Raw genomic sequence first — 20,200 nt, 5'->3', positions numbered from 1 at the left:
CCCTTTTAAACTGGACGTTTGTACAGCACAATTCTATTTTGTGACGTAAGTGGTTGCTGCTGGGGGCGTTGTGGATATCTCGATAATTATTAGTGCCGTTATGGCGCTGGCCGTGGGGCTTATTGTGGGCTGGTTGGCGACCAAAGCGCATGCCGATCAAATCCGTGCCGATCTCATTGAAGAGCGGCGCGAGCTGGATATTGAGCTGAGCGCGGCGCGTCAGCAACTGGTGCAAGAGTCCCACTGGCGAGAAGAGTGCGAGCTGCTCAATAACGAATTGCGCAGCCTGCGCGATATCAATACGTCGCTGGAGGCCGATCTCCGCGAAGTGACCACCCGCCTTGAATCCACGCAAATGCATGCGGAAGATAAAATTCGCCAGATGGTTAACAGCGAGCAGCGCCTTAGCGAGCAGTTCGAGAATCTGGCAAACCGAATATTCGAACACAGCAACCGACGGGTGGATGAGCAGAATCGCCAGAGTCTGAACGGGCTGCTGACCCCGTTACGTGAGCAACTGGATGGTTTCCGCCGCCAGGTTCAGGATAGCTTCGGTCAGGAGGCGCGGGAGCGTCATACCCTGGCTCATGAAATCCGCAACCTTCAGCAGCTTAATGCGCAAATGGCGCAGGAAGCGCTAAACCTGACGCGCGCGCTGAAGGGTGATAACAAAACTCAGGGCAACTGGGGAGAAGTGGTATTGACCCGCGTGCTGGAAGCTTCCGGGCTGCGGGAGGGCCATGAATATCAAACGCAGGTGAGTATTGAAACCGACAACCGTTCACGGATGCAGCCGGATGTGATCGTGCGTCTTCCGCAGGGCAAAGACGTGGTTATCGATGCCAAGATGACTCTGGTCGCCTATGAACGCTACTTTAATGCCGATGATGATTACACCCGCGAGACGGCGTTACAGGAGCATATTGCTTCCGTACGTAATCATATGCGTCTGCTGGGGCGTAAGGATTATCAACAGCTGCCGGGGCTACGTTCGCTCGACTACGTCCTGATGTTTATCCCCGTTGAACCCGCCTTCCTGCTGGCGATTGACCGTCAGCCGGAGCTGATTAGCGAAGCGCTGAAGAACAACATTATGTTGGTTAGCCCGACTACGCTGCTGGTCGCACTGCGTACCATCGCCAACCTGTGGCGCTATGAGCATCAGAGCCGTAACGCGCAGAAAATTGCCGAAAGAGCGGGGCGTCTGTATGACAAAATGCGCCTGTTTGTCGACGACATGTCCACTATCGGCCAGAGCCTGGATAAAGCCCAGGATAACTATCGTCAGGCGATGAAAAAGCTCGCTTCCGGGCGTGGCAATCTGCTGGTTCAGGCAGAATCGTTCCGTGGCCTGGGCGTGGAAGTCAAACGTGGGATTAATCCTGACTTAGTCGAACAAGCAACCGCGCAGGATGATGAATACCGTCTTGAGGATGAAGGTAACCAACGGGAAGATAACGATTTTTCATCAGATTCTGCAGCTGCTGCAGTGTACGATGGTCACTCTCAGCCGCGTTGAAGCGTATGGGAAGCGCGCTAAACCTGTTACACTCGACGAACATTTTCTTGATAAGCAAGCAGGCATTGAGATGGTTGAGGATTCACAAGAAACGACGCATTTTGGCTTTCAGACTGTCGCCAAAGAACAGAAAGCTGACATGGTGGCGCATGTATTTCATTCTGTAGCCGCAAAATATGATGTGATGAACGATTTGATGTCGTTCGGTATTCATCGTTTGTGGAAGCGTTTCACCATCGATTGCAGCGGCGTCCGTCGTGGGCAGACCGTGCTGGATCTGGCCGGCGGTACCGGCGACCTGACGGCGAAATTCTCTCGCCTGGTGGGCGAAACCGGCCGCGTGATGCTGGCGGATATCAATGATTCTATGCTGAAGATGGGCCGCGAAAAGCTGCGTAATATCGGCATTATCGGTAACGTGGAATATGTCCAGGCTAACGCCGAAGCGCTACCTTTTGCAGATAACACCTTTGACTGCATCACCATTTCTTTCGGCCTGCGTAACGTGACTGACAAAGAAAAAGCGCTGCGATCTATGTATCGCGTGCTGAAGCCGGGCGGCCGCCTGCTGGTGCTTGAATTCTCGAAACCCATTATTGAGCCGCTCAGCAAGGCTTATGACGCTTACTCTTTCCATATCCTGCCTCGGGTGGGCGAATTGGTTGCTAAAGACGCCGAAAGCTACCGCTATCTTGCTGAATCTATCCGAATGCACCCCGATCAGGACACTCTGAAAGGCATGATGCAGGACGCAGGTTTCGAAAGCGTCGATTACTACAACCTGACGGCCGGTATCGTTGCGCTGCACCGTGGTTACAAGTTCTGACGGGAGGGACGCTATGCCTTTCAAATCACTGGTTTCCGCCGGTATTGAGACGGTCCTGAATACTTTCCTCTGGCGCGACCAGGCGCTTAAACCCGCCCGGCAGCGGCTGCTGGGGAAAGTGCTGCGTGTCGAGTTGCAAGAACTTTCCGCACCCGTGGTGCTGGTTTTTAGCGAGCGTCAGGTAGACGTGCTGGGCGCATGGGAAGGCGAAGCCGATTGTACCGTGATTACTCGTCTAAGCGTGCTCCCGCAATTACGTAACCGCCAGCAGCTGACGGCGCTGATTCGCAGCGGCGATCTCGAAGTGCAGGGGGATTTGCAGGTGGTGCAAAATACCGTCACCCTGTGCGATCTGGCTGAATTCGACCCGGCTGAACTATTGGCCCCGTATACTGGCGATATCGTTGCGGAAGGCTTCAGTAAAGTATTACGCGGCGGCACTCGCTTTCTTTTACAGGGCGCTCAGCGCCAGCAGCGTTATGTCGCGGAGGCGATCACCGAAGAGTGGCGCCTGGCACCGGGACCGCTGGAGCTGGCCTGGTTTGTTGAGGAAACCGCTGCTGTGGAACGAGCCCTGGCCGCGCTGGAAAAACGGCTGGAAACGCTGGAGGGCAAATGACGCCAGGAGAACTACGGCGCCTGTATTTCATCATCCGCACCTTTTTGAGCTACGGGCTTGATGAGCTCATTCCTAAAATGCGCATCACGCTGCCGTTGCGAATCTGGCGACGTATGCTGTTCTGGATGCCAAACCGCCACAAAGAAAAACCTCTCGGCGAGCGCTTGCGTCTGGCGTTGCAGGAGCTGGGACCAGTGTGGATTAAGTTTGGTCAGATGCTCTCAACTCGTCGCGACCTGTTTCCGCCGCAAATCGCCGATCAGCTTGCTATGTTGCAGGATCGCGTCGCGCCGTTTGACGGCCTGCAGGCCAAAAAGCAAATTGAGCAAGCGATGGGCGGCCTGCCGGTGGAGGCCTGGTTTGACGATTTCTCCATCGAGCCGCTGGCTTCTGCCTCTATCGCCCAGGTACACACTGCGCGCCTGAAAGAGAATGGCAAAGAGGTAGTCATCAAGGTGATCCGCCCGGATATTGTGCCGGTTATCAAAGCGGATATGAAACTCATCTATCGCCTCGCGCGCTGGGTGCCGCGTCTGCTGCCGGATGGTCGTCGTCTGCGCCCACAGGAAGTGGTTCGCGAATACGAGAAAACGCTGCTGGATGAACTCAACCTGCTGCGTGAATCGGCCAACGCCATTCAATTGCGTCGCAACTTTGAAGACAGCCCGATGCTCTATGTCCCTGAGGTTTATTCAGACTACTGCAGCGAAGGTATGATGGTGATGGAGCGGATTTACGGCATCCCGGTTTCCGATGTCGTTGCTCTGGAAGCGCAAAATACCAACATGAAGCTGCTGGCCGAGCGCGGCGTGCAGGTCTTTTTCACCCAGGTCTTCCGCGACAGCTTCTTCCATGCTGACATGCATCCGGGCAATATTTTTGTCAGCCGTAACCATCCAGAGGACCCGCAGTATATTGGCATTGACTGCGGTATTGTCGGCTCGCTGAACAAAGAAGATAAGCGTTATCTGGCGGAAAACTTCATTGCTTTTTTCAACCGCGATTACCGCAAAGTTGCGGAGCTGCACGTTGATTCTGGCTGGGTTCCCCCGGATACCAACGTTGAAGAGTTTGAATTCGCTATCCGCACCGTTTGCGAGCCTATTTTTGAAAAGCCGCTGGCGGAAATCTCGTTTGGGCATGTCTTGCTGAACCTGTTTAATACCGCGCGACGCTTCAATATGGAAGTGCAACCGCAGCTGGTTCTGCTGCAGAAGACATTACTTTACGTAGAAGGTGTAGGCCGCCAGCTCTATCCTCAGTTAGACTTGTGGAAAACGGCGAAACCGTTCCTGGAGTCGTGGATTAAGGATCAGGTTGGCATTCCGGCGCTGGTGCGCGCGTTTAAAGAAAAAGCGCCGTTCTGGATTGAGAGAATGCCGGAAATACCTGAGCTGGTGTACCAGAGCTTGCAACAAAGCAAGCAGTTGCAGAATAGCGTTGATACCATCGTACGCGACATCCAGGTGCGACACGTGCGCCAGGGGCAGTCCCGTTATCTGTTTGGTATAGGTGCTGTTTTATTACTGAGTGGTACGCTGTTATTCATCCACCGCCCTGAGTGGGGCATGATGCCCGGCTGGCTGATGGCCGCTGGCGTTGTAACCTGGCTTATCGGCTGGCGAAAGACGAACTGACGGCAGTCGCCTTTATCGCTGCGCATAACGTGTATACATAAATAATTCAAGTTTCAGAAAGGCGGCAAGTGAGCGCATCCCGATGAGCTTACTTTGGTAAGTGATTCGGGTAAACGAGCGCAGCCAACGCATATGCAACTTGAAGTATGACTGTATATAATGCGTCCTAATAATTCATCATCTGTCATAGGGGAATGTGTATGGGTGGTATCAGTATTTGGCAGTTACTCATTGTTGTCGTCATCGTGGTTCTGCTTTTCGGGACAAAAAAGCTGAGCTCGCTCGGTTCGGATTTAGGCGCATCGATCAAAGGCTTTAAAAAGGCCATGAGCGATGAGGATAAACCCGAGAAATCCGCACCGGATGCAGACTTCGCGGCAAAAACTCTTGCTGACAAGCCGGATGATGCAAAAAAAGACGAGACTAAACGCCACGACAAAGAGCAGGTGTAATTCGTGTTCGATATCGGTTTTAGTGAACTACTGCTGGTGTTCGTCATTGGCCTCATCGTTTTGGGGCCACAGCGACTACCGGTAGCGGTAAAAACGGTAGTCAGCTGGATCCGTACGCTGCGGTCGCTTGCGGCTACCGTACAAAATGAAATAACCCAGGAATTAAAGCTGCAGGAGTTCCAGGAAAGCCTGAAGAAAGTGGAAAAGGCCAGCCTGGATAATCTGACCCCTGAGCTAAAGGCATCGATGGACGAACTGCGCGAAGCGGCTGAATCCATGAAGCGCTCCTACACCGCCAACGATCCTGAAAAAGCCAGCGACGAAGCCAACACCATTCATAACCCGGTCGTGAAGGGGAGTGAAGAGCAGCGTAAAGACGTGACGCCGGCGACGGCTGAACATCAGGCCAGCGCGCCAGAGCACGTCCCTGAAAACGTGGCGGAAGAGCCCCTCACTTCGCAGACTGAAATCCCGGCAGCGAAAGAAAAAGTTGCCGCGCCAGCTTCCGATTCCTCCTCCCCTGCATCGAGTGATAAACAGTAAAAATGGGCGTAGACGATACTCAACCGCTAATCACGCATCTGATTGAGCTGCGTAAACGCTTGATCAATAGCATTCTTGCGATTCTGGTTATTTTCCTGGCGTTGGTTTATTTCGCCAACGATATCTACCAGCTGGTTTCCGCGCCGCTTATTCGGCAGATGCCGGTAGGCGCGACGATGATTGCGACGGACGTGGCCTCGCCTTTCTTCACCCCGATCAAGCTAACCTTTATGGTGTCGATCATTTTGTCGGTACCGGTCATTTTGTATCAGGTCTGGGCCTTTGTGGCGCCAGCGCTGTATAAGCATGAACGTCGGCTGGTCATGCCGCTGCTGGTCTCCAGCACGCTGCTGTTTTACATCGGTATGGCCTTTGCTTACTTTGTTGTGTTCCCGCTGGCGTTTGGTTTCCTGACGCACGCAGCGCCGGAAGGGGTACAGGTTTCAACCGATATCCGCAGCTATCTCGATTTTGTCATGGCGCTCTTTATCGCCTTCGGCGTCTCATTCGAGGTGCCGGTAGCCATTGTGCTGCTGTGCTGGATGGGGGTAACCACCCCGGATGACCTGCGTAAGAAAAGGCCCTATGTACTGGTTGGCGCATTCGTGGTCGGGATGCTGCTGACGCCGCCGGATGTATTCTCACAAACTCTGCTGGCGATCCCGATGTACTGCCTGTTTGAAGTCGGGGTCTTCTTCGCGCGGTTCTATACCGGCAAACGCCTGACGCGTGACGAGGATGCCGCCGCCGAAGAGGCGCAGGGCAAAGAAGAATAAACACCAACCGCCCGTCAGGGCGGTTGTCATATGGGAGTAATGATGTTTGATATCGGTGTAAACCTGACCAGCTCGCAGTTTTCCCGCGATCGCGATGAGGTTGTTTCTCGCGCACAGGCGGCAGGTGTTACTGGCATGCTGCTGACGGGAACGAACCTGCATGAAAGCGAGCAGGCGCAGCAGATGGCACGCCGCTACTCTGGCTGCTGGTCAACCGCCGGGGTTCATCCACACGACAGTAGCACCTGGACGGAATCCGTCGCGGCGGCAGTCTTTGCGTTGGCCCGCGAGCAGGAAGTCGTCGCGATTGGTGAATGCGGACTGGATTTTAACCGTAACTTTTCGACGCCGCAGGAGCAGGAAGCGGCGTTTAGCGCTCAACTGGCGCTGGCGGCGGAGCTGTCGATGCCGGTGTTTTTGCACTGCCGCGATGCGCATGAGCGCTTCCTGACCCTGCTGACGCCCTGGCTCGATAAGTTACCGGGGGCAGTGGTGCATTGCTTTACCGGTACGCGCGAAGAGATGCGTGAATGTGTTGATCGCGGTTTATCCATTGGTATCACCGGCTGGGTGTGCGATGAGCGTCGAGGGCTGGCGCTGCGGGAATTGCTGGGCGATATCCCGGTAGATCGCCTGCTGATTGAGACCGATGCGCCTTATCTACTGCCGCGCGATATGCGCCCGAAACCCTCTTCCCGCCGTAATGAACCTGCTTATCTACCGCATATTTTGGCGAGTATCGCAGGGTGGCGTGGGGAAGACGCGAAGTGGCTGGAAGAAGTCACCGATGCTAACGTCAGAAGACTCTTTGGCGTGCGCTTTTGAGTGCGTCGTCAGATTTTATAAAAGTCCGTATTTTTGACGCTCTGCAATACCTGCTTGTTAAGCAGATTTAGCAGCAGCATAGAACGGGCTTCTCCGTCCGGCTCGGTAAAGATTGCCTGTAGACCTTCAAAGGCACCGTCAGTAATCAGTACGTTATCGCCTTCATGGGGCGTTTCCGGATCGGTAATGCCTTCTGGCTTGTAGATGGAGAGCTGATGAATGACGGCGGACGGCACGATAGCGGGCAGTGCGCCAAAACGCACAAAGCTGTTCACACCGCGAGTCGCGTTGATGGTGGTGGTATGAATAATTTCTGGATCAAACTCGATAAACAGATAGTTTGGGAACAGGGGTTCGCTGACCGTCGTGCGTTTACCGCGGACAATTTTTTCCAGTTCGATCGTTGGCATCAGGCAATTGACGGCCTGCCGTTCGAGATGTTCCTGGGCGCGTTCAAGCTGCCCACGTTTGCAATAAAGTAAATACCAGGCTTGCATAATGACTCTTTCCACAGCTACTGGCAGCAAGCATAACAAAAGCCCGATGCGATCGCGAAATCATTGCGGATGAAAACGAAATTTCAGCGTTCTTTCACGCTAATTTAACAAAAATACAGCATCGCTCTGATGAACACCGTATAATCAGCCGCCTGTATAGAGGTCAATAACAACTCCATGAAATACCACGATCTACGCGATTTTCTGACATTACTGGAGCAGCAGGGAGAATTGAAACGGATCTCCCTGCCGGTCGATCCTCACCTGGAAATTACCGAAATTGCCGATCGCACTTTGCGTGCTGGCGGTCCTGCCCTGCTGTTTGAAAACCCGAAAGGCTATTCCATGCCGGTGTTGTGCAACCTGTTCGGCACGCCGAAACGCGTTGCGCTGGGGATGGGGCAGGAGGATGTCAGCTCGCTACGGGAAGTGGGTAAACTTCTGGCTTTCCTGAAAGAGCCGGAACCGCCAAAAGGCTTTCGCGATCTGTTCGATAAGTTGCCGCAGTTCAAACAGGTTCTGAACATGCCGACTAAGCGCCTGCGCGGCGCGCCATGTCAGCAGAAAATCATCCAGGGCGATGATGTAGACCTGACCCGAATCCCGATCATGACCTGCTGGCCAGAAGATGCCGCACCGCTTATTACCTGGGGGCTCACGGTCACTCGTGGTCCGCATAAAGAGCGGCAAAATCTGGGGATTTATCGCCAGCAGCTGATTGGCAAGAACAAGCTGATTATGCGTTGGTTATCGCATCGCGGCGGCGCGCTGGATTTTCAGGAGTGGTGCGCGGCGCATCCAGGAGAGCGTTTCCCGGTATCCGTGGCGCTGGGCGCTGACCCGGCGACCATTCTCGGTGCGGTGACGCCCGTTCCGGATACCCTTTCTGAGTATGCGTTTGCGGGCCTGCTACGCGGAACAAAAACTGAAGTCGTGAAGTGCGTTTCTAACGACCTGGAAGTGCCGGCCAGCGCTGAGATCGTGCTGGAAGGTTATATCGAAGCCGGAGAGTTGGCACCCGAAGGTCCGTACGGCGATCATACTGGCTACTACAATGAAGTGGATAGCTTCCCGGTGTTTACCGTCACACATATCACCCAACGGGAAGATGCGATTTATCACTCCACCTACACCGGACGCCCGCCGGATGAACCGGCAGTATTGGGCGTCGCGCTGAACGAAGTCTTCGTGCCGATTCTGCAAAAACAGTTTCCTGAAATTGTCGATTTTTACCTGCCGCCGGAAGGGTGTTCCTATCGCCTGGCGGTGGTCACCATGAAGAAACAGTACGCTGGTCATGCTAAGCGCGTGATGATGGGCGTCTGGTCGTTCCTGCGGCAGTTCATGTACACCAAGTTCGTGATTGTTTGCGATGACGATGTTAACGCGCGCGACTGGAATGACGTGATTTGGGCGATTACTACCCGTATGGACCCGGCGCGTGATACGGTATTGGTAGAAAACACGCCAATTGATTACCTGGACTTTGCCTCACCGGTTTCCGGTTTGGGTTCAAAAATGGGGCTGGATGCCACAAATAAATGGCCTGGTGAGACCCAACGCGAGTGGGGTCGTCCCATTAAGAAAGATCCCGAGGTGACGGCACGTATTGACGCCATCTGGGATGAACTGGCCATCTTCAAATAACAGTAAGCGGGGCTAACGCCGCTGTTTTGCACAATAGACCCGACAGAGGGGACGCATGACAACCTTAAGCTGTAAAGTGACCTCGGTGGAGGCGATTACCGATACCGTGTATCGCGTTCGATTAGTGCCGGAAGCGGCGTTTTCCTTCCGCGCTGGGCAGTATCTGATGGTCGTGATGGACGAACGCGATAAGCGCCCATTCTCCATGGCTTCTACGCCATCGGAACAGGAGTTTATCGAGCTGCATATTGGCGCATCTGAACTTAACCTGTATGCGATGGCGGTGATGGATCGTATCCTGAAAGAGCGTGAAATCGTGGTTGATATGCCGCATGGTGAAGCCTGGCTGCGCGATGATGAAGAACGCCCGCTGATTCTGATCGCCGGAGGTACTGGCTTCTCTTACGTGCGTTCGATTCTGCTCACCGCGCTGGCGCGCAATCCGAACCGCGATATCGCTATCTACTGGGGTGGACGCGAAGCAAAACATCTCTACGATTTGGCTGAGCTGGAAGCGTTAAGCGTGCAGCATCCTGGTCTGCGAGTGGAGCCCGTTGTTGAACAGCCTGAAGATGAGTGGCGCGGCCGTACCGGAACCGTGCTGACTGCCGTTCTGCAGGATTACGGTACGCTGGGTGAGCATGATATCTATATTGCTGGCCGCTTTGAGATGGCTAAGATTGCCCGCGATCTGTTCTGCAACGAACGGGGCGCCCGCGAAGACCGCCTGTTTGGCGATGCCTTTGCGTTTATCTGATAGCTGACCTAAAAGCATCTGGGCTCTTGGCCCGGATGCTGTTTTACTGGACGTCGCTAAAATAAACGTACAGCGGCCGATCGTTCTCCAGCAAGCAGAGCATTTTCCCGATGGTTTTTCCCTCTTTTTCCAGCGTAGCGTCCAACTGCGTCGCGATATGTTGGCTACCTATCTTCTCATCGTAGCGTTCGGTATTGATATGGGTGATGGCGAGGTTCTTTAGCTGCTCACTTTCCGGGTTTTGCGCCATTTTATTGATTCCCCACGAAAGGCATGTCTGAGCATTATCCTGTTCGCTGGCAATAGCAGCGGTAGAGAATGTAGTGAGCAAAAGAATGAGTGGGAGTTTTTTCATAAGTCGTTATTATCCTTAATAATCTTGACGTTCCTGATGATAATAACTGAATAGTAGAAATAAAAAACCCGCCCCTGACAGGCGGGAAGAACGGCAACGATTAAACCCGCTCAAAGACGGTGGCGATGCCCTGGCCTAAACCAATACACATGGTAGCCAGGCCGAACTGCGCGTCTTTGCGCTCCATCTGATTAATTAACGTTGTGCTAATGCGCGCGCCGGAACAGCCGAGCGGATGGCCCAGAGCGATCGCGCCGCCGTTGAGGTTGATCTTCTCATCTATCTGCTCCATCAGCCCCAGATCTTTAATGCACGGCAGGATCTGCGCGGCAAAAGCTTCGTTCATTTCGAAAACGTCGATATCGCTGGTAGAGAGTCCGGCCTTTTTCAGCGCCAGCTTTGAAGCTGGAACCGGGCCATAACCCATGATTGATGGATCACAGCCGACGACAGCCATAGAACGCACTCGTGCGCGCGGTTTCAGGCCCAGCTCGCAAGCACGGCTTTCACTCATTAACAGCATTGCGGCAGCACCGTCGGAGAGGGCGGAAGAGGTTCCCGCCGTTACCGTACCCGTGACCGGATCGAACGCGGGCCTCAGCGCAGCCAGCGCCTCTACCGTCGTTTCAGGACGAATAACTTCATCATAATTGTATGACTTCAGCACGCCGTCAGCATCGTGACCACCGGTGGCAATGATTTCCGTCTTGAACGCACCCGACTGCGTAGCGGCCCAGGCGCGAGCGTGGGAGCGGGCGGCGAACTGGTCCTGCATTTCCCGGCTGATGCCGTGCAGACGCGCCAGCATTTCTGCAGTCAGCCCCATCATACCGGCGGCTTTAGCGACGTTACGGCTCAGGCCCGGGTGGAAATCCACGCCGTGGCTCATCGGCACGTGGCCCATATGTTCCACGCCGCCAATCAGGCATACGCTGGCGTCACCGGTCATGATCATGCGCACTGCGTCATGCAGCGCCTGCATCGAAGAACCGCAAAGGCGATTGACCGTGGTGGCCGGTACCGAGTGCGGGATTTCCGCCAGCAACGCCGCGTTGCGGGCAATGTTAAAGCCCTGCTCCAGGGTTTGCTGAACGCAACCCCAGTAAATATCGTCAATTGCGCTTGCCTCAAGCGATGGATTGCGCGCAAGCAAGCTACGCATCAAGTGCGCAGAGAGGTCTTCCGCGCGCACGTGGCGAAAGGCACCGCCCTTCGAACGGCCCATCGGGGTGCGAATTGCATCGACAATGACAACCTGTTCCATTGTGACTCCTTAAGCCGTTTTCAGGTCGCCTACCGGGCGGGCAGGTTCAACCGGGGGATAGTACGCTTCGTTATGGCGTGCTTTACTGCGCAGGCCTTCCGGCACGTCATACAGTGGGCCGAGATGCTGATATTGCTGCGCCATATCGAGATATTTTGCGCTGCCGAGCGTATCCAGCCAACGGAATGCGCCGCCGTGGAACGGAGGGAACCCGAGGCCGTAAACCAGCGCCATATCGGCTTCCGCCGGGCTGGCAATGATGCCCTCTTCGAGACAGCGAACCACTTCGTTAACCATCGGGATCATCATGCGGGCGATAATCTCTTCTTCGCTGAAGTCGCGTTTCGGCTGGCTGACGTCTGCCAGCAGGCTATCGACAGCGGCATCCTCTTCCTTCTTCGGCTTGCCTTTACTGTCTTCTTTATAGCGCCAGAAGCCCAGGCCATTTTTCTGACCGAAACGACTCGCGTCGAACAGGGCATCGATTGCGTCGCGGTAATCTTTCTGCATACGCTGCGGGAAGCCTGCCGCCATGACCGCTTGGGCATGATGCGCGGTATCAATACCGACCACATCCAGCAGATAGGCCGGGCCCATCGGCCAGCCGAACTGCTTCTCCATCACTTTGTCGACTTTGCGAAAGTCCGCGCCGTCGCGCAGCAGCTGGCTGAAACCGGCGAAGTAGGGGAACAGCACGCGGTTAACAAAGAAGCCGGGGCAGTCGTTGACCACAATCGGCGTCTTGCCCATCAGGCTTGCCCAGGCAACGACTTTGGCGATGGTTTCGTCCGAGCTTTTCTCGCCGCGAATGATCTCAACCAGCGGCATCCGATGAACCGGGTTAAAGAAGTGCATGCCACAGAAGTTCTCCGGGCGCTTCAGGACGCTGGCCAGTTCGCTAATCGGAATCGTCGAAGTGTTTGACGCCAGGATGGTATCCGGGCGCACTTTATCTTCAGTTTCCGCCAGCACCGCTTTTTTCACTTTCGGGTTCTCAACGACGGCTTCGACCACCACGTCCACGTGCTCAAAACCAGCGTAGTCCAGCGTTGGCTGAATGGTGGAAATAACGCCAGCCATCTTCAGACCGTCGATTTTGCCGCGCTCAAGCTGTTTATTGAGCAGCTTGGCGGCTTCGGTCATACCGAGCGTCAGCGATTTGTCGTTGATATCCTTCATGACAACCGGCACGCCTTTCCAGGCCGACTGGTAAGCGATGCCGCCGCCCATAATACCCGCGCCCAGCACGGCAGCGTGTTTTGGTGTTTCGGTATCTTTGGTGAGCTTCTTCGCTTTTGCTTTAACGTACTGATCGTTGAGGAAGATACCTACCAGCGCCCGCGCCTCGTTGGTATGCGCCAGCGGAACAAAACTCTGATTTTCCAGGTTCAGCGCTTCTTCACGACCAAAGCGGGCGGCAGCTTCAATGGTTTTCACAGCGGTAATCGGGGCTGGATAATGTTTACCAGCGGTTTGTGCGACCATGCCTTTGGCGATGGTAAAACTCATCGTGGCTTCAATTTTACTGAGGTGAAGAGGCTCCAGCTTCGGCTGACGCTTGGCCTTCCAGTCCAGATCACCATTGATGGCCTGACGCAGAATCGCTATCGCGCCATCGATCAATTTCTCATGTTTAACCACACCATCAACCAGGCCGATTTTTAATGCCTGATCGGCACCCACGTCTTTCCCGGCGGCAATGATTTCCAGCGCACTGTCCGCACCAAGTATCCGCGGCATACGCACCGAACCACCAAAGCCCGGCATAATGCCGAGCTTCGTTTCCGGCAGACCAATGCGCAGGTCAGGCGTCGCCAGGCGATAATCGGTTGCCAGAACGCATTCGCAGCCGCCGCCCAACGCATAACCGTTAACTGCGGCAATGGTAGGGACCGGCAAATCCTCCAGACGATTGAAGACGCTATTGGCAAAATGCAGCCACTGGCTGAGCTGTTCTTGAGGAACCAGGAACAGTGAAAGGAATTCGGTGATATCCGCGCCGACGATAAAGGCCGCTTTCTCAGATCGCAGCAGCAGTCCTTTAAGATCTTTTTGTGTTTCGAGTACGTCGAGCGCTTGACCGAGGCTGGCTACGGTTGCGGTATCAAGCTTGTTGACCGAACCGGGAGCATCAAAAACCAGTTCGGCAATGCCGTCTTCCCGCCAGTCGAGGTACAGAGTGTCGCCTTTGTAGAGCATGTCAGTCTCCTGAATCCAGCAATATGATCTGGTCGTACCAGATGAGATGGAGTGTGGGATTTATGTTAAAAAAATGCAAATAACTCTTTAAATAAATGCTGGTCCGATCACACCCGGTAGAAATCACCCCGCTTGGGGCCAATGTGCTAAGATGCGAAGAATCACGATCCAATAAAATCAAAGGATAAAAGATGGAATCACTGGCCGGTCTCTATAAAAATCATATCGTTACCCTACAAGAACGTACCCGCGATGTTCTGGCCCGTTTTAAGCTGGATGCGCTGCTGATTCACTCTGGCGAATTGGTTAATGTCTTTCTTGACGATCATCCGTATCCGTTCAAGGTCAACCCACAGTTCAAAGCCTGGGTACCGGTAACGCAAGTCCCTAACTGCTGGCTGCTGGTGGACGGCGTCAACAAACCGAAACTGTGGTTCTATCTGCCAGTTGATTACTGGCACAACGTAGAACCGCTGCCGACCTCATTCTGGACTGAAGAGGTGGAAGTGATTGCTCTGCCGAAAGCTGACAGTATTGGCAGCCAACTGCCCGCAGCCCGCGGCAATATCGGCTATATCGGTCCGGTTCCGGAACGTGCGCTGGGTCTGGAGATTGCGGCGGATAAGATCAACCCGAAAGGCGTTATCGATTATCTGCACTACTATCGCTCCTATAAAACCGATTATGAGCTGGCTTGTATGCGTGAAGCGCAGAAATCGGCGGTTAATGGCCATCGTGCAGCGCATGAAGCATTCCTTTCAGGGATGAGCGAGTTTGATATTAACCTTGCCTATCTGACGGCGACCGGCCATCGTGACACCGACGTGCCATACAGCAATATCGTGGCGTTGAACGAACATGCCTCCGTACTGCATTACACCAAACTGGATCATCGCGCGCCGGCTGAAGCGCGTAGTTTTCTGCTGGATGCTGGTGCGGAATATAATGGTTACGCGGCCGATCTGACGCGTACCTGGGCGGCGCATAGTGATAATGACTATGCTCAACTGGTTAAAGACGTCAATGACGAACAGCTGGCGCTGATTAGCACCATGAAGGCGGGCACCAGCTATGTGAATTATCATATTCAGTTCCATCAGCGTATTGCCAAACTGCTGCGTAAGCATCAGATAGTCAAAGATATGAGCGAAGAGGCGATGGTGGAGAACGACCTGACCGGGCCGTTTATGCCGCACGGCATTGGCCATCCGCTGGGCTTGCAGGTGCATGACGTCGCGGGCTTTATGCAGGATGACACTGGCACCCATTTGGCGGCGCCGTCAAAATATCCCTACCTGCGCTGTACGCGTGTGCTGCAACCAAAAATGGTACTGACCATTGAGCCGGGCATCTACTTTATCGAATCTCTGCTGGCCCCGTGGCGCGAAGGGCAGTTCAGCAAGCACTTCAACTGGCAGAAAATCGACGCGTTGAAGCCGTTTGGCGGGATTCGTATCGAAGACAACGTGGTTATCCACGAGAATAATGTCGAAAACATGACGCGTGACCTGAAACTGGCGTAATGGAAAGTTGGTTGATACCGGCTGCGCCGGTGACCTTTGTTGAAGAGATCAAAAAAAGCCGCTTTATTACGCTGTTGGCGCATACCAACGGCGTAGCGGCGGCAAAGGCATTTGTTGAATCCGTCAGAGTTGAGCACCCGGACGCCCGCCACCATTGTGTGGCGTGGGTAGCCGGGCCGCCGAACGATTCACAACAGTTGGGTTTTTCCGATGATGGCGAACCGGCTGGCACGGCGGGGAAACCGATGCTGGCCCAGCTTATGGGCAGCGGCATTGGGGAGATAACCGCTGTTGTCGTGCGTTACTACGGTGGTATTCTGCTGGGCACTGGCGGCCTGGTGAAAGCTTACGGCGGCGGTGTCCATCAGGCGCTTGTTCAGCTTACAACACAGCGCAAGACGCCGCTGACCGCATATACTTTGCAGTGTGAATATGGGCAGTTGGCCGGGATTGAAACGCTGTTAGCTCAGTTCTCAGGGAAAATTGTCGAAAGCGAATATCAAGCCTCTGTTCAGCTGCGCGTGGCGCTTCCTCAAGCTGAAGTGGCACTATTTTCAGCAAAGCTGGCTGATTTTAGTCGTGGTTCGTTGCAATTACTGAAGATTGACGAATAATCCCCACCTGATTTTTTTGCATACCAAAGGAAGCGCCAGAGATGCATTTTCGCGCGATAACCCGAATCGTTGGACTGCTGGTCATTCTATTTTCGGGAACTATGATCCTCCCGGGATTAGTAGCCTTAATATACCGCGATGGTGCGGGGCGGGCGTTTACCCAGACCTTTTTTGTCGCGCTAGCGATCGGCTCGCTTCTGTGGTGGCCTAACCGTCGTGAAAAGGGTGAACTGAAATCCCGCGAAGGATTTCTGATAGTCGTCCTCTTCTGGACTGTATTGGGCAGCGTGGGTGCGCTGCCATTTATTTTCGCTGAACAGCCGAACCTGACGGTAACGGATGCGTTTTTTGAATCCTTCTCGGGCCTGACAACGACCGGGGCGACGACGCTGGTGGGGCTCGATTCGTTACCCCATGCCATCCTTTTTTATCGTCAGATGCTGCAATGGTTTGGCGGTATGGGAATCATCGTGCTGGCGGTAGCGATACTGCCAATCCTTGGTGTCGGCGGTATGCAGCTATATCGGGCGGAGATGCCTGGACCGTTGAAGGACAACAAGATGCGCCCGCGAATTGCGGAAACGGCGAAAACGCTGTGGCTTATCTATGTCTTGCTGACTGTGGCCTGCGCGCTGGCGCTGTGGTTTGCCGGAATGCCGGCATTTGATGCTATTGGACATAGCTTCGCCACCATCGCAATTGGGGGGTTCTCTACCCATGATGCCAGCGTCGGCTATTTTGACAGCCCGACGATCAACACCATTATTGCAGTCTTTCTGCTGATCTCCGGATGTAACTATGGTCTGCACTTCTCTTTACTCAGTGGCCGCAACCTGAAGGTTTACTGGCGCGATCCGGAATTCCGCATGTTTATCGGGGTGCAGTTGACGCTGGTAGTGATCTGTACCCTGGTGCTGTGGCTACATGATGTCTATGCCTCGGCGGTTACCACGCTGAACCAGGCCTTCTTCCAGGTGGTGTCGATGGCGACGACTGCAGGTTTCACTACCGACAGCATTGCGCGCTGGCCGTTATTCTTGCCGGTGTTGCTGCTATGTTCGGCTTTTATCGGCGGTTGCGCCGGTTCGACGGGCGGTGGTTTGAAAGTTATTCGTATCCTGCTGCTCTTCAAACAAGGCAACCGTGAGCTTAAACGTCTGGTGCACCCTAATGCGGTATACAGTATTAAGTTGGGTAACCGAGCGCTGCCGGAACGTATTCTGGAAGCCGTCTGGGGATTTTTCTCCGCTTATGCGTTGGTATTCATCATCAGTATGCTGGCGATCATCGCTACTGGCGTGGATGACTTCTCTGCTTTTGCTTCAGTTGTCGCGACGTTAAACAACCTTGGTCCTGGGCTGGGCGTTGTGGCGGATAACTTTGCGACGATGAACCCGGTCGCGAAATGGATATTGATTGCTAACATGCTGTTTGGTCGTCTGGAAGTGTTCACCTTGCTGGTGCTATTTACTCCGACTTTCTGGCGCGAATAACAGGAGTGCCTGTGAAAACTTTGATTCTATTCTCTACCCGCGACGGACAAACGCGTGAAATCGCCTCCTTTCTGGCATCTGAATTAAAAGAGCAAGGAATTGATACGGATACGATTGACCTTAATCGCACTAATGAGATCGACTGGCCTCTTTACGATCGCGTAGTGATTGGTGCATCAATCCGTTATGGTCATTTTCATCCGGCGTTGGAGCGGTTCGTGAAAAAACATCTTCAGGCGCTGCAGGCGCTGCCGGGCGCTTTCTTCTCGGTCAATCTCGTGGCGCGTAAGCCGGAGAAGCGAACGCCGCAAACGAACAGTTACACGCGAAAATTTCTGCTTAACTCTCCGTGGCAACCACAACGTAGCGCTGTATTTGCTGGAGCACTCCGTTACCCACGTTATCGTTGGTATGACCGCTTTATGATTCGTCTTATTATGAAGATGACCGGCGGCGAAACGGATATCAGTAAAGAGGTTGTCTATACCAACTGGCAGCAGGTCACGCTTTTTGCCCGGGAAATCGCGCAAATGACGAGCAAATAGGGTGTTAAAACACCTTGGTGATGGAAAGTTGAGCGAACAAAAGAAAATTTGAAATTTCCTCTTGTCACATCGGAATAACTCCCTATAATGCGCCACCACTGACACGGAACAACGGCTTACAGGCCGCCGGGTTAGCGGGGTTCAGCGATGAACGCCGGCAGAGAAAGGCGAAATTAAACGCTTGACTCTGAATGAGGAAAACGTATTATACGGGACCTCGCAACGGTGAGCGAAAGCCGCGTTGCACTGCTCTTTAACAATTTATCAGACAATCTGTGTGGGCACTCAAAGTGACATGGATTCTTAATGTCTTCGGACAATAAATGAATACCAAGTCTCTGAGTGAACATACGTAATTCATTACGAAGTTTAATTCACGAGCATCAAACTTAAATTGAAGAGTTTGATCATGGCTCAGATTGAACGCTGGCGGCAGGCCTAACACATGCAAGTCGAACGGTAGCACAGAGAGCTTGCTCTCGGGTGACGAGTGGCGGACGGGTGAGTAATGTCTGGGAAACTGCCTGATGGAGGGGGATAACTACTGGAAACGGTAGCTAATACCGCATAACGTCGCAAGACCAAAGTGGGGGACCTTCGGGCCTCATGCCATCAGATGTGCCCAGATGGGATTAGCTTGTTGGTGAGGTAACGGCTCACCAAGGCGACGATCCCTAGCTGGTCTGAGAGGATGACCAGCCACACTGGAACTGAGACACGGTCCAGACTCCTACGGGAGGCAGCAGTGGGGAATATTGCACAATGGGCGCAAGCCTGATGCAGCCATGCCGCGTGTATGAAGAAGGCCTTCGGGTTGTAAAGTACTTTCAGCGAGGAGGAAGGGGGAGTGGTTAATAACCATTTTCATTGACGTTACTCGCAGAAGAAGCACCGGCTAACTCCGTGCCAGCAGCCGCGGTAATACGGAGGGTGCAAGCGTTAATCGGAATTACTGGGCGTAAAGCGCACGCAGGCGGTCTGTCAAGTCGGATGTGAAATCCCCGGGCTCAACCTGGGAACTGCATTCGAAACTGGCAGGCTAGAGTCTTGTAGAGGGGGGTAGAATTCCAGGTGTAGCGGTGAAATGCGTAGAGATCTGGAGGAATACCGGTGGCGAAGGCGGCCCCCTGGACAAAGACTGACGCTCAGGTGCGAAAGCGTGGGGAGCAAACAGGATTAGATACCCTGGTAGTCCACGCTGTAAACGATGTCGACTTGGAGGTTGTTCCCTTGAGGAGTGGCTTCCGGAGCTAACGCGTTAAGTCGACCGCCTGGGGAGTACGGCCGCAAGGTTAAAACTCAAATGAATTGACGGGGGCCCGCACAAGCGGTGGAGCATGTGGTTTAATTCGATGCAACGCGAAGAACCTTACCTACTCTTGACATCCAGAGAACTTTCCAGAGATGGATTGGTGCCTTCGGGAACTCTGAGACAGGTGCTGCATGGCTGTCGTCAGCTCGTGTTGTGAAATGTTGGGTTAAGTCCCGCAACGAGCGCAACCCTTATCCTTTGTTGCCAGCGATTCGGTCGGGAACTCAAAGGAGACTGCCAGTGATAAACTGGAGGAAGGTGGGGATGACGTCAAGTCATCATGGCCCTTACGAGTAGGGCTACACACGTGCTACAATGGCATATACAAAGAGAAGCGACCTCGCGAGAGCAAGCGGACCTCATAAAGTATGTCGTAGTCCGGATCGGAGTCTGCAACTCGACTCCGTGAAGTCGGAATCGCTAGTAATCGTGGATCAGAATGCCACGGTGAATACGTTCCCGGGCCTTGTACACACCGCCCGTCACACCATGGGAGTGGGTTGCAAAAGAAGTAGGTAGCTTAACCTTCGGGAGGGCGCTTACCACTTTGTGATTCATGACTGGGGTGAAGTCGTAACAAGGTAACCGTAGGGGAACCTGCGGTTGGATCACCTCCTTACCTTAAAGAACCTGCCTTTGTAGTGCTCACACAGATTGTCTGATGAATAGTAAATAGCAAGGCGTCTTGCGATTGAGACTTCAGTGTCCCCTTCGTCTAGAGGCCCAGGACACCGCCCTTTCACGGCGGTAACAGGGGTTCGAATCCCCTAGGGGACGCCACTTGCTGGTTTGTGAGT

General features: G+C 53.8%; 18 protein-coding genes, 1 tRNA gene and 1 rRNA gene. 16 read left to right on the top strand and 4 right to left on the bottom strand.

The features are described from left to right. Window positions 1–70 precede the first annotated feature (70 nt). The 8 genes from rmuC (at window position 71) to tatD (ending at window position 7,197) form a co-directional block, all read left to right on the top strand. Complete coding sequence (gene rmuC, locus DA718_RS28060; RefSeq protein WP_112217099.1) at window positions 71–1,519, top strand: DNA recombination protein RmuC; 1,449 nt, start codon at window positions 71–73, stop codon at window positions 1,517–1,519. Between the two features lie 70 nt (window positions 1,520–1,589). Further along, the gene (gene ubiE / locus DA718_RS28055) at window positions 1,590–2,345 is read left to right on the top strand and encodes a bifunctional demethylmenaquinone methyltransferase/2-methoxy-6-polyprenyl-1,4-benzoquinol methylase UbiE (RefSeq protein WP_112217115.1); all 756 of its coding nucleotides are present in this window, start codon (window positions 1,590–1,592) and stop codon (window positions 2,343–2,345) included. A gap of 13 nt (window positions 2,346–2,358) precedes the next feature. After that, window positions 2,359–2,964: a ubiquinone biosynthesis protein UbiJ gene (gene ubiJ / locus DA718_RS28050; protein WP_112217100.1), complete on the top strand. Its 606-nt coding sequence runs from the start codon at window positions 2,359–2,361 to the stop codon at window positions 2,962–2,964. Then, window positions 2,961–4,601 (top strand): ubiquinone biosynthesis regulatory protein kinase UbiB, encoded by a 1,641-nt coding sequence (gene ubiB / locus DA718_RS28045; protein WP_112217101.1) that lies wholly within the window; start codon window positions 2,961–2,963, stop codon window positions 4,599–4,601. Before ubiJ ends, ubiB begins: the two co-directional genes overlap by 4 nt. A 200-nt stretch (window positions 4,602–4,801) precedes the next feature. Beyond that, entirely contained in the window at window positions 4,802–5,053 is a 252-nt protein-coding gene (gene tatA, locus DA718_RS28040; RefSeq protein WP_110277488.1) for a Sec-independent protein translocase subunit TatA, read from the top strand. A 3-nt stretch (window positions 5,054–5,056) separates the two neighbouring features. Then, window positions 5,057–5,596: a Sec-independent protein translocase protein TatB gene (tatB, locus tag DA718_RS28035; RefSeq protein ID WP_112217102.1), complete on the top strand. Its 540-nt coding sequence runs from the start codon at window positions 5,057–5,059 to the stop codon at window positions 5,594–5,596. 2 nt (window positions 5,597–5,598) lie between these two features. Continuing rightward, entirely contained in the window at window positions 5,599–6,372 is a 774-nt protein-coding gene (gene tatC, locus DA718_RS28030) for a Sec-independent protein translocase subunit TatC (protein WP_004097593.1), read from the top strand. 30 nt (window positions 6,373–6,402) lie between these two features. Beyond that, on the top strand, window positions 6,403–7,197 hold the full coding sequence (gene tatD / locus DA718_RS28025) for a 3'-5' ssDNA/RNA exonuclease TatD (protein WP_167492836.1): 795 nt from the start codon (window positions 6,403–6,405) through the stop codon (window positions 7,195–7,197). 8 nt (window positions 7,198–7,205) lie between these two features. On the opposite strand, the gene rfaH is transcribed toward tatD, so the two are convergent. Continuing rightward, window positions 7,206–7,694, bottom strand: coding sequence for a transcription/translation regulatory transformer protein RfaH (gene rfaH / locus DA718_RS28020; protein WP_110277484.1), 489 nt, complete (start codon window positions 7,692–7,694; stop codon window positions 7,206–7,208). A 177-nt stretch (window positions 7,695–7,871) separates the two neighbouring features. Between rfaH and ubiD the strand changes: the two genes are divergently transcribed. After that, window positions 7,872–9,341, top strand: a complete 1,470-nt coding sequence (gene ubiD, locus DA718_RS28015) for a 4-hydroxy-3-polyprenylbenzoate decarboxylase (protein WP_112217104.1) — start codon at window positions 7,872–7,874, stop codon at window positions 9,339–9,341. A 55-nt stretch (window positions 9,342–9,396) separates the two neighbouring features. Continuing rightward, entirely contained in the window at window positions 9,397–10,098 is a 702-nt protein-coding gene (gene fre / locus DA718_RS28010; RefSeq protein ID WP_112217105.1) for an NAD(P)H-flavin reductase, read from the top strand. A 43-nt stretch (window positions 10,099–10,141) separates the two neighbouring features. On the opposite strand, the gene DA718_RS28005 is transcribed toward fre, so the two are convergent. From DA718_RS28005 to fadB, 3 genes are all read right to left on the bottom strand, one after another. Continuing rightward, window positions 10,142–10,453 carry a hypothetical protein gene (locus DA718_RS28005; protein ID WP_112217106.1) on the bottom strand — a complete coding sequence of 104 codons (312 nt, stop codon included), beginning with the start codon at window positions 10,451–10,453 and terminating at the stop codon, window positions 10,142–10,144. A 100-nt stretch (window positions 10,454–10,553) separates the two neighbouring features. Then, on the bottom strand, window positions 10,554–11,717 hold the full coding sequence (gene fadA, locus DA718_RS28000; RefSeq protein ID WP_112217107.1) for an acetyl-CoA C-acyltransferase FadA: 1,164 nt from the start codon (window positions 11,715–11,717) through the stop codon (window positions 10,554–10,556). 9 nt (window positions 11,718–11,726) lie between these two features. Further along, window positions 11,727–13,916 carry a fatty acid oxidation complex subunit alpha FadB gene (gene fadB / locus DA718_RS27995; protein WP_112217108.1) on the bottom strand — a complete coding sequence of 730 codons (2,190 nt, stop codon included), beginning with the start codon at window positions 13,914–13,916 and terminating at the stop codon, window positions 11,727–11,729. A gap of 191 nt (window positions 13,917–14,107) precedes the next feature. Here fadB and pepQ point away from each other — a divergent pair, with 191 nt between their 5' ends. The 6 genes from pepQ to DA718_RS27960 all read left to right on the top strand — a co-directional run bounded on the left by pepQ (window position 14,108) and on the right by DA718_RS27960 (window position 20,183). After that, entirely contained in the window at window positions 14,108–15,439 is a 1,332-nt protein-coding gene (gene pepQ / locus DA718_RS27985; protein WP_112217110.1) for a Xaa-Pro dipeptidase, read from the top strand. Continuing rightward, window positions 15,439–16,053 carry an IMPACT family protein gene (locus DA718_RS27980; RefSeq protein ID WP_112217111.1) on the top strand — a complete coding sequence of 205 codons (615 nt, stop codon included), beginning with the start codon at window positions 15,439–15,441 and terminating at the stop codon, window positions 16,051–16,053. Before pepQ ends, DA718_RS27980 begins: the two co-directional genes overlap by 1 nt. A 41-nt stretch (window positions 16,054–16,094) precedes the next feature. After that, window positions 16,095–17,546 carry a Trk system potassium transporter TrkH gene (gene trkH, locus DA718_RS27975; protein ID WP_112217112.1) on the top strand — a complete coding sequence of 484 codons (1,452 nt, stop codon included), beginning with the start codon at window positions 16,095–16,097 and terminating at the stop codon, window positions 17,544–17,546. A gap of 11 nt (window positions 17,547–17,557) precedes the next feature. Then, on the top strand, window positions 17,558–18,091 hold the full coding sequence (hemG, locus tag DA718_RS27970; RefSeq protein ID WP_112217113.1) for a menaquinone-dependent protoporphyrinogen IX dehydrogenase: 534 nt from the start codon (window positions 17,558–17,560) through the stop codon (window positions 18,089–18,091). Between the two features lie 391 nt (window positions 18,092–18,482). Next, window positions 18,483–20,022 (top strand): 16S ribosomal RNA (locus DA718_RS27965). An 85-nt stretch (window positions 20,023–20,107) separates the two neighbouring features. After that, window positions 20,108–20,183, top strand: a tRNA-Glu gene (locus DA718_RS27960). Window positions 20,184–20,200 lie beyond the last annotated feature (17 nt).

This window comes from Klebsiella huaxiensis, from assembly GCF_003261575.2.
Taxonomy (GTDB): Bacteria; Pseudomonadota; Gammaproteobacteria; order Enterobacterales; family Enterobacteriaceae; genus Klebsiella; species Klebsiella huaxiensis.
This window is presented reverse-complemented; position numbering and strand designations above follow the sequence as displayed.

Excerpts from the sequence above, each read along its gene's own strand:
- ubiE (WP_112217115.1), top strand. The coding sequence starts at position 1,590 with ATGGTTGAGGATTCACAAGAAACGACGCATTTTGGCTTTCAGACTGTC.
- ubiJ (WP_112217100.1), top strand. The coding sequence starts at position 2,359 with ATGCCTTTCAAATCACTGGTTTCCGCCGGTATTGAGACGGTCCTGAAT.
- ubiB (WP_112217101.1), top strand. The coding sequence starts at position 2,961 with ATGACGCCAGGAGAACTACGGCGCCTGTATTTCATCATCCGCACCTTT.
- tatA (WP_110277488.1), top strand. The coding sequence starts at position 4,802 with ATGGGTGGTATCAGTATTTGGCAGTTACTCATTGTTGTCGTCATCGTG.
- tatC (WP_004097593.1), top strand. The coding sequence starts at position 5,599 with ATGGGCGTAGACGATACTCAACCGCTAATCACGCATCTGATTGAGCTG.
- tatD (WP_167492836.1), top strand. The coding sequence starts at position 6,403 with ATGGGAGTAATGATGTTTGATATCGGTGTAAACCTGACCAGCTCGCAG.
- rfaH (WP_110277484.1), bottom strand. The coding sequence starts at position 7,694 with ATGCAAGCCTGGTATTTACTTTATTGCAAACGTGGGCAGCTTGAACGC.
- ubiD (WP_112217104.1), top strand. The coding sequence starts at position 7,872 with ATGAAATACCACGATCTACGCGATTTTCTGACATTACTGGAGCAGCAG.
- fre (WP_112217105.1), top strand. The coding sequence starts at position 9,397 with ATGACAACCTTAAGCTGTAAAGTGACCTCGGTGGAGGCGATTACCGAT.
- DA718_RS28005 (WP_112217106.1), bottom strand. The coding sequence starts at position 10,453 with ATGAAAAAACTCCCACTCATTCTTTTGCTCACTACATTCTCTACCGCT.
- fadA (WP_112217107.1), bottom strand. The coding sequence starts at position 11,717 with ATGGAACAGGTTGTCATTGTCGATGCAATTCGCACCCCGATGGGCCGT.
- fadB (WP_112217108.1), bottom strand. The coding sequence starts at position 13,916 with ATGCTCTACAAAGGCGACACTCTGTACCTCGACTGGCGGGAAGACGGC.
- pepQ (WP_112217110.1), top strand. The coding sequence starts at position 14,108 with ATGGAATCACTGGCCGGTCTCTATAAAAATCATATCGTTACCCTACAA.
- DA718_RS27980 (WP_112217111.1), top strand. The coding sequence starts at position 15,439 with ATGGAAAGTTGGTTGATACCGGCTGCGCCGGTGACCTTTGTTGAAGAG.
- trkH (WP_112217112.1), top strand. The coding sequence starts at position 16,095 with ATGCATTTTCGCGCGATAACCCGAATCGTTGGACTGCTGGTCATTCTA.